We start from the raw sequence: 233 nt of genomic DNA, 5'->3' as shown, positions 1-233 counted from the left end.
AGAAAGTGTCGTCTGAAATAATCAACCCGATGATGATACTGTACACGGGAAGTCTTGCCGAGCATGTCATAAAAGGAGTTACCAGAATAGTTAACAGTCTTTCTCTTACATTTTCAATATTTCGGGTAGAGATCACGGCAGGAATTGCACATGCTGTTCCTGAAACCAACGGAACAATACTTTTCCCGTTGAGTCCAAACGGACGCAGAAATCTGTCCATCAGGAAAATAACC

Annotated in this window: 1 protein-coding gene; it reads right to left on the bottom strand. The window is 42.1% G+C overall.

The window, feature by feature from the left end; all coding sequences use genetic code 11:
- A partial coding sequence (locus SCA31_RS25635) for a nucleoside recognition domain-containing protein (protein ID WP_410699737.1) occupies positions 1 to 233 on the bottom strand: 233 nt, incomplete at both ends.

The sequence above is a fragment of the Chryseobacterium sp. SIMBA_028 genome, assembly GCF_046535285.1.
Taxonomy (GTDB): Bacteria; Bacteroidota; Bacteroidia; order Flavobacteriales; family Weeksellaceae; genus Chryseobacterium.
This window is presented reverse-complemented; position numbering and strand designations above follow the sequence as displayed.